The sequence below is a fragment of the Psychromonas sp. B3M02 genome, assembly GCF_003318165.1.
In the GTDB taxonomy this organism is placed as follows: Bacteria; Pseudomonadota; Gammaproteobacteria; order Enterobacterales; family Psychromonadaceae; genus Psychromonas.
On record NZ_QOCB01000052.1, the window covers coordinates 1 to 12224 of the forward strand.

The window sequence follows — 12224 nt, forward strand, 5'->3', positions numbered from 1 at the left end:
ACAAGTAAAATAGATCTGTTGCTTACTATGATTGGTATTAATTATATAGGTTTACAGAAACGGTTAGGATATTAACCTTCTACATCAAAGTATAAAGATTTGTAACGAACAACGGTTGTACCCACATCTTGAATATAAGCCCCTGTTTTAAAGAAAAATCCATCTTCTGGCCAGTCGCTATCAATAACATGATCACCACTACTATTAGTGTGTTCTTGATCGTCATCATCACAATGATCAGCTGAATACTCACCGCCTGACTGACACATTAATGTGCCGCGTATATCATCCATCTTCATGGTCACAACACTGTCTTTAACTTGTACGTAAAATGAACGGTGTTGATTAGTTGCTACAGTAGGCTCACCACTGCTATCTAACCAACGATACGTATCATATTCGGCATCACAGGTGTCTTTATCACAGGCAGATAACCTTAATTTTGCTTCATAAAATTTAGTGCCATCCTCTACTATCTGCGCAATTCGCATCAAAGGAGCGCCAATATTATCGCTATCGGAGTTATGTACTTGTAGAACAGTCACTTCATATAACCCATCACTGGTTGAGTTTATTTTAATGGTGCCTTCCATGGTATTAGTGTCAGAGCGATTAAAGTCAGTTAGATGACGAAACTCCATACGTGATGATGATGCTCCTTCATGGGTGATTTGCATATAATTTTGACCACTGGGCACTCTAAAATCATCCGTTACATATCCATCAAAGGATAAATCTGGATCACTAGAGCTCGCATCGGCTAATTTTGTAGAACCATCAGGAGAGGTTAATTTAACTTGATCTAGTGCAGACTTAAAAATAGCGGTACCCGCACTATTTTCATAATTATAAGGAGCGGTATCAGCAGCTAATACACTGCCGCTTAACACTGTAAGCCCCAGAAAAATGGAGCTATTTAGATAACTTATTTTCATACTATTGTTCCTTTAAGGTAAAGTAACCATCAGATTATGAAGGTATTCTCCTACTATCCATACTGATACCAATCACACTAAGTAACAGATCTATTTTACTTGTTAAAATAACTTATTTAATGCAATTGGTATCACTTAAGCGGTAAATAACGAATACGCGGATAAATTAACAACACCCATTTAAGTAATACAATACTATTTAAATTCTATAGGCAACCACTCACAATCTCTTGTTAAGGTTTTCAAATTTCGTGATTGAGAACATAAAATCAATTGTTTACGATTGACAAAAAGTAGAAGTGATAATTATTTGCATTACAGACGGGTTAAATGAGTTATAGATGAGACTTACGTGCTAACTATTTACAGGTATTTTATTTACCAAATTAAACACATAAAGTGTATTGATAGACCGAAAAAACTTAAGTTTGATAATAACTTGCCGATAATTTAACAAATATAACGCAACCTAGCCCTAACATTTTAAAGTATCATTACTCTAATTATTGATTCGTTTCGTATGTAAGGAGATTTATGGAAGTCTTGAATCAAAAAGGCGAATTAATTGAATTAGATACAGGTTTTAAATTCGGAGATGATTTCTTCACCTTGCTAGATTTTGTGAAATACCCTAGTCCTGATGATGCATTACGGTGTACCAGTGAACTGCAATGCGAACTGTTTTACCGGGACATCATGAATTATGCTTTTGTAGATTCTCATAACCAACTTTTGGCTGATGGCCATATTGATTTAGCGGCTAAGAATTTGAATGAGATTAACAACTTATCCTTAGACTATTTAACTGGGTTAAAAAAGAAAGAATACTTAGAGCGTAAATTAGCTAGTTTGCAAAATGAGATGTATTTAGGCGAGCCTGTAGATTTCTCTATGATTATGTGTGATTTAGATAACTTTAAATCCGTGAACGATAAATTTGGCCACTCAGTGGGTGATGATACTTTGGCGTTATTTGGTCAATTGATCCTGGATACCATACGGCCATCGGATTTTTCTTATCGCTATGGTGGTGAAGAGTTTATGATCCTGTTACCTAATACCAAACTAAGTGAAGCTATATTAGTAGCTGAAAGGCTTCGTAAGGTTATTGAGCAACGTTTACAGATTGGTAACTATGGATTAAATCAAATCACAGCCTTTGATTTAAATAGTGAGCAAATTGAGCAAGAAAACAATGATATCAATGATGCTTTTTTCTTGGCACACAGTGTGACCTGTAGTTTTGGCGTTGCTAATTACTCTGAACAAGGGCAATCAACTGAGTCTTTATTTGATACCGCCGATGAAAACTTATATATCGCTAAAAAGAGTGGTAGAAACCGAGTTGCTTACTAAGTAACTCAATCCCCACATCTCACTTCGCTATATTATTGATAGCTAAATCTAAGCTCTACTTAAAGCGCAACACTAATTCATGTAGCTCATCTGCAATTCGTTTTAGATCTTTGATCGAGGTTTCAGTTTCCGTTGAAACATTCACATTTTTATCAGTCAGAGTCGCAATACCTACCATTTGTTGATTAATGTCTTCCGATACATGCGCCTGCTGTTCAGTGGCCGTTGCAATTTGAATCGACATATCAGAGATTTGTGCAACAGCATCAACAATCCCTTTTAACATTTCACTACTCTGTATTACGTTATTTAAACCATTTTCAGCTTCTATAGTGCCCTGCTCTACATGAACTACTGCTGTACTTGTTTTTTCCGTCAATAGCTCGACAATCTTAAATATTTCACTGGTTGAGTCCTGTGTATGTTTAGCTAAATTACGCACTTCATCTGCTACTACGGCAAAACCACGTCCTTGCTCACCCGCTCTAGCAGCTTCAATGGCAGCATTCAGCGCGAGTAGATTAGTTTGTTTCGCTATTTGGTCAATGATATTGGTGGCAGTTGAAATTCTTTCCGCTTCTGCAGACACTTCCGTCACTGAATGGTTAATTGTTTGTACTGTTTCTTTTAATTTTTCTATTGATTCACTAGTAACCGTTGCTAATGTTTCACCTTTTTTTGCTAATGCTAAAGCAGTTTCAGCATGCTCTGCAGTGTCAGAAACTCTCGAAGATACTTCACTGATTGTTGCAGTAATTTCATTACTCGCAGTAGCAACTTGTTGTGTTTTTGCTTGTAGTTGGTCTAAACCATTTTTTGAATGTTGAACCAATTCGAATGAATTATGGGATTCCGATGTTACTTTTATTGCTGCCCCCTCAATACGGCTTAATACCGTTATTAAATGTGATTGCTGACTTAAAATAGCCGCTTTAACCTTTCCTAACAAGCCCGTGCTGGATGTATAAGATTGTGCGGCTTGCTCATTAGAAAAATAACCACTTAATAACTCAGAAAAAGCTAATAAGTTATTTTTATTATCAATACTTGTCCATAACGCATAACCGATATTCGATATCAGCAATAAAATGATAGTCGCTAGTGTTTCATCCATTGAGATAAGGACTAAAGATGATAACATCAACAGGATAAGTATTATGTTTTGTAAAGATATAGGTAACGTTTTTCTTAATCCTTTACCAGCATTAACACGTTTGTATAGTTTCTCGGCTCTTATTACATCCTGTTGTTTAGGGCAAGACCTTACTGACTCATACCCAACAACCTTCCCGTTTTCCGTAACAGGTGTTACATAAGCGTCAACCCAATAATATTCCCCGTCTTTGCAACGATTTTTTACTAAGCCCATCCAAGGTTTACCTTGTTTTAATTGGCCCCACATTGCTGCAAATGTTTCACCAGGCATATCAGGATGACGCACTAAATTATGCGGCTGCCCAATCAATTGATCTCGACTAAAACCGCTTATCTCGATAAAAGCCTGATTACAATCAACTATATTACCATTAGTATCAGTCACTGAAATAAGCTTTTGATCTACTGAAAAAGTTTTTCTAAGGTCAATTACCGGTAAATTTTCACGCATCTAAATATCCTAATATGCAAAGTACTTAATTTTTGAGTGTATCTTAGATTATTATATGGCAAAGGTGGTAACTACACACAACATAAAATGACTTTAAGTTTACTTTAATGCAATTAATAATAGATTTTGTGAAACTGATGTAACATAAACGGGTAAACAGAAAGGGTTAAAGTTTACCTAAGTTAATTGAGAACAAGTATTTAAAATAAGCTAAAATAGACCACTATTATTTACATTTAGAGTTATATATTTAATGATCTCCAACGCTAACATTGATAAAAACAGTCAACACAACGACTCATTTCAAACACTTAAACTCGTTTCCCCTTTATTGAAACGTTTAAGCGAAATGCAATATACACAACCTACCCCTATTCAAATGCAAGCTATTCCCAATGTATTAGCCGGAAGAGATATTATTGCAGGTGCTAACACAGGCTCTGGTAAAACGGCTGCTTTTGCGTTACCTATATTAAATACCCTAGCATTACAGGCAACAGGACATAAATCATCTGCCAATTTTGTTTCTCATCTTGTACTTGTACCAACGCGTGAACTGGCCAAACAAGTTGCGGATAGTATTAAGTCTTATGCTGCGCATTTCAATGGCGCAATCAAAACGGTTGCCGTCTTTGGTGGTGTGTCTATTAATACGCAAATGCAATCGTTGCGTGGCGGCAGTGATATTTTGGTTGCAACACCTGGACGATTATTAGATTTAATTAATAGTAACGCCGTTAAACTGGATAACGTTAACACCTTAGTATTAGATGAAGCAGACAGAATGCTTAGTTTAGGGTTTACCGATGAATTAGCTTCTTTACTAAAATTGATGCCATCACAAAAACAGACATTACTGTTTTCAGCTACTTTTCCTGAACAAGTGAAGGCTCTGACTAAAGATCTACTTAATGACCCAGTGGAAATACAATTACAAAGCGCTGAACAAAGTACCTTGGTACAGCGTTTATTCACTGTTGATAAAGGCCAAAAAACGGCATTGTTATCACATTTAATTAAACAACATCAATGGCAACAAACCTTAATCTTTGTCAACGCCAAATCAGCCTGTAAACATTTAGCAGATAAACTCGCCAAACGCGGTATCAGTGCTGAAGTTTTTCACGGAGATAAAGCTCAAGGTGCACGAACACGCGTTTTGGAGGCATTTAAACTAGGTGAAATTCAAGTGTTAATTGCAACTGATATTGCTGCACGTGGTTTGGATATTGATAAACTGCCCGTTGTGATCAACTTTGATCTCCCTAGAAGTCCTGCTGATTACATGCATCGTATTGGTCGAAGTGGACGTGCTGGAGAAGTCGGTTTGGCTTTATCAATCATTGATTTTGAAGACGTTCAACATTTTAAAGTTATAGAGAAAAAGCATAAGATTCAATTAGAGCGTGAACAAGTAAACGGGTTTGAAACCACTGACTTTGAACAACTGGCATTACAGGCTAAAAATAAGATAACAGCACCTACGCAAGGTACAGGCAAAAAGAAACGCAGTAAACAGCCACAAATTAATGCGGATATTTGGCTAGGTAAAGTGTAGAACCGACCAAACAAGGTTCTGTTTATCAAGAGTGGTTAACAACCTAACCTTCTGACCACTCTTTTTTTAACCTTCTGAATTCCCTACTTTCCGTGCCAGGTCACTTTAGTATTATCAACCTAAACTACAACAAGGTTGACTGTTTTTTTACATTTATTTGCAGCATTCTATCAATTCAATATCTACAGTATTCATTTTTAAAAAACAGCCAGTTAATTAACTCGATTGTCATGACGTTTATATTAAATAATAAATTGAAAACAAATAGCATTTAAATTCGCTATATCCCCAAAAAAATACTACAATTGATTATAAAACAGTCACTTACACTTAATTAAACTTCGATAAACTTGTGTAAGTCGATGATTCAAAAAAGGTTTATAGCCATAAAGGGGTACTAGCCCAATATTGGTTATCACAAGGGTTGTGGCACATTTTATGGATTTACAGAAAAATACGAAATTACTAGCTAGCCAGCAAAAAATACTCACAAAAATAGCATTAGGCGAACCTTTACATGAAACCTTAGCATCGATTTGCCTAGCGATTGAAGCATTAATAGGTGATGATAATGCTAAATGTTCAATATTAAAGTTAATTGATAACTTACTTTATAGTATCGCTGGGCCAAGCATACCTGATAGCTATTCTCACTTAATAAACGGCCTTAAAATTGGTCCTGCAGTAGGTTCCTGTGGCACGGCTGCTTTTTTAGGCAAACGAGTTTTAGTGGAAGATATCCCTCACTCCCCATTATGGGAAAACTTCAAAAGTATTGCAGAACAATACGATTTCAAAGCATGTTGGTCGACGCCTATTATTTCCACTAAATCTGAAGTGTTAGGCACATTCGCCATCTATTATTCAGATCCTAAAGTTGCATCAAAAAAGAACCTCGAGTTGATAGATTATTTTGTCCATTTATCCAGTATTGCCATTGAAAAAAGCAACGATGCATTGCAAATGCAAAAACTGGTTAAAGATTTAAAAGTTACCAATCAAAACCTTAATGCGTTTATTAAAGTAATACCTGATCCAGCAATTATTATTACCAAGGAAGGGTTATACCTCAATGTTTACGCAGCATCAGAAAATTTATTAAGCGACCCTATCAATGAATTAGTGGGCAAAAATATTAAAGATATTTTATCTGAGAGTGATGCATTAATGGTATTAGATAAAATAAATAAAACATTGGAAACCAATGAAATACATGTATTTGAATATACGCTTACAATACGCTCTGAAACACTTATTTTCGAAGGCAGAACCATTAAGATTAATTACAATAATGGCGACCATGTGTTATGGGTGATCAGGGATATCACCAGACGTAAAAATAGTGAAAACGAGGTGAAGAAACTGGTTTATTATGATTCATTAACCAGTTTACCTAATAGACGTTTACTCAATGACCGTATAGAGCAGTGTGTGGTTAAAGTACAACAAGAAGATACCATCAGTGCCCTGTTATTTCTGGATATAGACAACTTCAAACGTATTAATGACTCGCTCGGCCATGCAGCGGGAGATCAGTTACTTATTCAATCAGCAAAACGCCTTTCAGCGGTGTTAGGTAAAGTTAATACACTGGCTCGTATTGGTGGCGATGAGTTTGTGATCCTTGTTGATACCATTGGTGCTGACTTGCAACAAGCGGAACAAAATGTCATTCAACTCGTCAAAAAAGTGCAATCTATTTTTAATGATAAATTTGATATCGGCAAACTTGCCTTTCAAATTAGTGCCAGCATTGGCATCTACCTAATCGATAAAGAACATGCAAACGCAGATAACATCCTTAAATTTGCAGATACAGCTATGTATCGTACTAAATTTAAAGGTGGCAATGGTTACAGTTTCTTTGATCCCAAACAACAAACACTACTAGAGATTAAAACTGAATTAGAAAGCGAAATAGTCAGGGCTATTGAAAACGATGAATTCTGTGCTTACTTTCAACCTCAAGTGGATGTTCATGGAAAAGTCAGTGGTGCCGAGGCATTGATTCGCTGGAATCACCCAAGCAAGGGGTTGGTGCCACCTTATCAATTTATCCCACTCGCTGAACAATTTGGCTTAATACAAAAATTACAAAATATTGTATTACATGATATTTGTAAATTGCTTAATCAATTGGCTATAGCGCCATCAGTCACTCCCGACTATCGCATTGCTATTAATATGTCACAAAATCAGTTCAACTCTCCCACTTTAAAAGATGAATTAATATCGATTATTGATCAATATAAAGTCCCAGCATCACTAATAAAACTAGAGATAACAGAAACTATGTTATCCAATGACCTCCCCTATACCGTGCAACAAATGCATGAGTTAAAAAATGTTGGCTTTACTTTTTCAATTGATGACTTTGGTACAGGTTACTCTTGTTTATCAACGTTACATGCATATCCAGTGGATGAATTGAAGATTGATAAAAGCTTTATCGATAACATATCAAACCTCGAAACAGGTTTACCGATAGTTGAAACCATTATTAACTTGGCAAAAAACTTAAATATTTCGGTGATGGCAGAAGGTGTTGAAACAAAGCAACAGTTTGACATTTTAAAAGAGAAAAAGAGCGATGGGATACAAGGCTATTTAATTGCTAAACCAATGTCTGCAATTGATTATATTAATTGGCACAAACGTATGTCTTTACACTAATAATGTGTAATAGATGACATAGAGTTGGCTAATACCCGGGTAGATCTGTTTAATTATTGATTTTAAATCTGCTAAGCTCATATTTTCTTGTTTAGCATGTTCATGGTTTAAATTCTCGAATAATATAGGCTCTACCTTAGTTATTTTAATACGGCAAATCCAACGATTATCTTCAAAAGTAAACACATCTACTCTGCTATCAGGCAAATAATGTTTTTCTTCTTCATTTCTAATGGTTAAGGTTTTCTTTCCAGATAAAATGTCTGACTCAAAACGTTCAAAAAATGTAATTTTAGATAGATCGACATTGGATTTAGACATAATGTTCCTAAGATTCAGGGTATAGCTTTGAGTATAGCTTTGATTATAACTATTAATTGTATTTGATAGCGGTAGAGAAAAGAACATTACCCTACAGCAGTAGGATAATGCTTTACTAATAGGTTTAAGCTAAGTTCTATAGTGCGATAAGATCTTACTTAATTTTTCTGCACCTTCCGATAAGTCTTTAGTACCCAAAGATGATTTATGAGCATAATCTCGGATCGATGTAGACTGATCACGTACACCTGTTAAGTCCGAAGCAATACCATTTGCGACCGCACTTTGCTCCTCTGAAGAGGTTGCAATATGGAAAGTCATCTCTATTACCGCTTGTGATGATTCGGCAATTGCATTGATATCAGTACCAATCTCTTTAATCAAATCCGTACTGGTCTGAGCCTGAGAGACTGTATTATTGGTAATAGTAGAGATATTGTTGGTTTCAGACTGAAGGTTACTGATCATAGATTGAATCTCTACCGTAGCAGATTGCGTTCTACTTGCTAATGTTCTCACTTCATCTGCGACAACGGCAAACCCTCGTCCCATTTCACCGGCACGTGCGGCTTCGATAGCGGCATTCAGCGCTAACAAGTTGGTTTGATCTGAAATGGAGTTAATTGTGGTGATCACTTCATCTATTTGTGTCGCATTTTCTTGTAATGTAGCCACTGAATATGACGTTTCTTCGATATAATTAGACAGTTGCTGAATTTCACTAATTACTGATTGAACTCGTTGATCACTTTGTTTGACATGCTCGGAGTTAAGCTCGACTTGTTTAGAGGCATTTTTCGATATCTCCGTGACTTCAAGTGATGAAGCAGTCATCTCTTCCATGGCTGTAGCAACTGAATCAAGCGATGTATGTTGTTGGTTTATTTGAATTTCACTCTGTTTACTATGGTCTGCAATATCTGATGAAGTATGATGCAGCATTGACGCATTTTCTTTCACGGTATCCACAAGCTCTGATAATGTATCCATGGCTTTATCTAAACATGCACCAATGGTACCGAATTCATCTCGACCTTCAATAAAACCTAAACGAGACGTTAAATCCCCTTTTATAATTTTCAGGGTCGTATCCCACAATACCCATAATGCACCACGTAAAAATGTGGCAGTCCAATACAGGGCTAATGCAAAAGGCAATATCCATAAAAACGTCAGTAACAGACTATTAAGTGCACTTTGTTTTGCGGGTTTTTCGATTGCTGCGACAGATTCTGACAATGAGACGTATTGCTGTGAGTTAGTTTTAACCACCACGGTGACCTGGTCATTATTACGTACCATGTGAGAAGTACTAGCGGGAAACGTTACCCCTAAATCAGCAATTTTATCGAGTTGATTAGTGGACTCAAGTGCTATCACCATACCTGATAAACGTTGCTCTAGTATTTGAGCTGATTGTTCTTCAATCATGTCCACAGTATCAAGGTATCGATTAATAGAAATAAAGCTAAGAATAATGACAAACAGGCCAAAAATGACCCAGAATTTGTCAAACAATGACATCTTGATAAATAACTTATCAATATTTCTAAATTGAACTTGTTTCATATTATTTCCATATAAAGTAGGGGTAAATCACAGATAAGATCTGTTTTATTATGCATACCTTTTAATATTGCATCGTTAGATCGTAAAATAGACTTCGCAATCTATTACACTGATTAACAAGATAAATTAAATTTATTTAAGTTTTTCAGTAAAATATTTTAGGATCCAATATACCTCTAAAGTGTGACTCAGTTCAACAAGTGACGTTTATTTACAATAATCACCGTTTAACTAACAAAATATGTGGTTAACAAGTCATTGTTTTAAGGTCGTTAACCCACACATGATTCACACTACTTTAAATTGGCTGATTATTTTAACGAGATCTTGATTACTTTCTGTCAGTTGATTAACTGAATTGCTCGTCTGAATACCGTTTGTATTTAATGTTTCGATTAACCCTTTAATCTGCAGCATATTTTTATTCATCTCTTCCGTCACAAGGTTTTGTTGTTCTGCTGAGGTTGCGATCTGTGAGGTTACATCGCTGATTTGATTAACCGACCCAGTCATGATGCCTAACGAATCCATCACTTGAGCTGTGGTTGCCGCTGTTTTTTGACAACTGTCTTTAGTGACAACCATACTAGTAACCAGCTCATCTGAACCTGCTTTTAATTTAGTTAACATATCACTGATTTCAGCAGTACTTTCTCGAGTGCGCATTGATAATGCTCTCACTTCATCTGCGACGACAGCAAACCCCCTTCCCATCTCTCCAGCTCTTGCCGCTTCAATGGCCGCATTCAGCGCAAGGAGATTAGTTTGCTCAGCTATTTCACCGATCACTTTTAAGGTATTAGTGATTTGCACCGTATCCTCTACCATAACCGACACCGTTTGTGCGGTTTCATCGACTTGTGAGACTAATGCCGTCACATCAGTCACTGCTTGATGCACAATGACCTTACATTGTTCTGCTTCACCATTCGTGGATTCAGTTTGTTGTGCTGCAGTGGAGGCACTCTCTGCTACATGTTGTGCCGTTGAACTCATTTCATTCACTGAAGTCGTGACCATATCCATCTCAGTATTATGTACTTCTAATACTTGTTGGTTTGAACTTGACTGTTCCTCGAACTGCTTAATTTGTTCGCTGATATGTTGGCTTGACGCTGAGATATCCAGCATCATGGCTTGTAGGTTGGCGATAAACTGATTAATTCCTTCCGCGATTTTTCCAAGGTCATCCTGACTTTCTACTTGCAAACGATGGGTTAAATCTCCTGTTCCTGTAGCGAGGTCAGTGACTACATTACGTAAAGCAACAATGGGGTTAAAGGCAGCGTTAATTAAACAAATAGCAATAATGATTATCACAGAAGCGGCCATTAACAGTGCAGAAGTGATTGACTGATTTAGTTGTCCTGTATTTTCTTGAATATGGGCATTGTCGATATAACCATTTAAGGTCCATTGCATATTACCAACACTTATCTTTTCTGGTATTAATGTTAAATCTCCCGCTTGCTTATTCGAGAAAATGACATTATCAGCAGCATCCAACAATTCTATATAGCTACCTTTGACTGTAGAAGCCTCTAGTGTTGCTTTAAGCTTACTTAACGAAACAAAAAACAAGTCCCCTTCATTATTTTTCCTCGGAATGGTAATGCTATAGACTGGCTGCTCATCCAAATAAAATAGATTGCTGATCATTATTTCTCCATTAGCTTGCTTAAGCTGCTGTTTATAACGTTCTGCCTCGCCTTCATCTTGTACATTACCTGTTTCGTCAAACACAAAGTTATTGGCAATTTTGATAATTTTTAGGTAATCAGTCGCGTCCATTGTTTGTTTAATTCTGATCAAACTAAAATTGAGATTTTTAGCTAAATTAATATCGTTATTAACATCACTGGATATTTTACTTTTTAACAGAGAGAGTTTTGATTGGATATTATTACTGTCGTTATACGCAATATAACTACTGATATAATAATTTACACTGTAATAGGAAGTGATTAATGTCACCAAAATAATAGTGATCATTAGCACTACAAGCTTTGCTTTAAACGAAATCCTTTTCAACATATTATTCCTTATTCCATGCCCTTTATTAAAAGTGTGAAGTTGACCCACTTCTATTTATACAAGCAAATAGTAATAATTGCTACCCAAAATGGATTAGTTTTAGTCAGGTAAAAATCGGGATTCGAATCATTAATCTAACAATTTCTATTTAATACCAATCATAGTAAGCAAC

General features: G+C 36.1%; 8 protein-coding genes. 3 read left to right on the forward strand and 5 right to left on the reverse strand.

From position 1 onward, the window contains the following. Window positions 1-71 precede the first annotated feature (71 nt). Window positions 72-935, reverse strand: coding sequence for a polysaccharide lyase family 7 protein (locus tag DS885_RS07020; protein ID WP_113818725.1), 864 nt, complete (start codon window positions 933-935; stop codon window positions 72-74). Between the two features lie 534 nt (window positions 936-1469). Between DS885_RS07020 and DS885_RS07025 the strand changes: the two genes are divergently transcribed. Next, complete coding sequence (locus DS885_RS07025) at window positions 1470-2291, forward strand: GGDEF domain-containing protein (RefSeq protein ID WP_113818726.1); 822 nt, start codon at window positions 1470-1472, stop codon at window positions 2289-2291. A 55-nt stretch (window positions 2292-2346) separates the two neighbouring features. On the opposite strand, the gene DS885_RS07030 is transcribed toward DS885_RS07025, so the two are convergent. Then, window positions 2347-3897, reverse strand: a complete 1551-nt coding sequence (locus DS885_RS07030; RefSeq protein WP_113818727.1) for a methyl-accepting chemotaxis protein — start codon at window positions 3895-3897, stop codon at window positions 2347-2349. A 253-nt stretch (window positions 3898-4150) separates the two neighbouring features. On the opposite strand from DS885_RS07030, the gene DS885_RS07035 reads away from it, so the two are divergent. Both DS885_RS07035 and DS885_RS07040 read left to right on the forward strand, forming a co-directional pair. Further along, window positions 4151-5455, forward strand: coding sequence for a DEAD/DEAH box helicase (locus tag DS885_RS07035; RefSeq protein ID WP_220149662.1), 1305 nt, complete (start codon window positions 4151-4153; stop codon window positions 5453-5455). A gap of 438 nt (window positions 5456-5893) precedes the next feature. Beyond that, window positions 5894-8128: a sensor domain-containing phosphodiesterase gene (locus tag DS885_RS07040; RefSeq protein WP_113818728.1), complete on the forward strand. Its 2235-nt coding sequence runs from the start codon at window positions 5894-5896 to the stop codon at window positions 8126-8128. Here the strand turns inward: DS885_RS07040 and yqfB are convergent. From yqfB to DS885_RS07055, 3 genes are all read right to left on the reverse strand, one after another. Beyond that, on the reverse strand, window positions 8120-8449 hold the full coding sequence (gene yqfB / locus DS885_RS07045; RefSeq protein ID WP_113818729.1) for a N(4)-acetylcytidine aminohydrolase: 330 nt from the start codon (window positions 8447-8449) through the stop codon (window positions 8120-8122). The two genes, DS885_RS07040 and yqfB, sit on opposite strands and share 9 nt — an antisense overlap. A gap of 129 nt (window positions 8450-8578) precedes the next feature. Continuing rightward, window positions 8579-10018: a methyl-accepting chemotaxis protein gene (locus tag DS885_RS07050; RefSeq protein WP_113818730.1), complete on the reverse strand. Its 1440-nt coding sequence runs from the start codon at window positions 10016-10018 to the stop codon at window positions 8579-8581. Window positions 10019-10306: 288 nt separating this feature from the next. After that, window positions 10307-12052 carry a methyl-accepting chemotaxis protein gene (locus DS885_RS07055; RefSeq protein ID WP_113818731.1) on the reverse strand — a complete coding sequence of 582 codons (1746 nt, stop codon included), beginning with the start codon at window positions 12050-12052 and terminating at the stop codon, window positions 10307-10309. Between the last annotated feature and the right edge of the window lie 172 nt (window positions 12053-12224).

What these genes read in the sequence shown, in the direction of transcription:
- DS885_RS07020 (WP_113818725.1), bottom strand. Translation starts at nt 935, where the DNA reads ATGAAAATAAGTTATCTAAATAGCTCCATTTTTCTGGGGCTTACAGTG.
- DS885_RS07025 (WP_113818726.1), top strand. Translation starts at nt 1,470, where the DNA reads ATGGAAGTCTTGAATCAAAAAGGCGAATTAATTGAATTAGATACAGGT.
- DS885_RS07030 (WP_113818727.1), bottom strand. Translation starts at nt 3,897, where the DNA reads ATGCGTGAAAATTTACCGGTAATTGACCTTAGAAAAACTTTTTCAGTA.
- DS885_RS07035 (WP_220149662.1), top strand. Translation starts at nt 4,151, where the DNA reads ATGATCTCCAACGCTAACATTGATAAAAACAGTCAACACAACGACTCA.
- DS885_RS07040 (WP_113818728.1), top strand. Translation starts at nt 5,894, where the DNA reads ATGGATTTACAGAAAAATACGAAATTACTAGCTAGCCAGCAAAAAATA.
- yqfB (WP_113818729.1), bottom strand. Translation starts at nt 8,449, where the DNA reads ATGTCTAAATCCAATGTCGATCTATCTAAAATTACATTTTTTGAACGT.
- DS885_RS07050 (WP_113818730.1), bottom strand. Translation starts at nt 10,018, where the DNA reads ATGAAACAAGTTCAATTTAGAAATATTGATAAGTTATTTATCAAGATG.
- DS885_RS07055 (WP_113818731.1), bottom strand. Translation starts at nt 12,052, where the DNA reads ATGTTGAAAAGGATTTCGTTTAAAGCAAAGCTTGTAGTGCTAATGATC.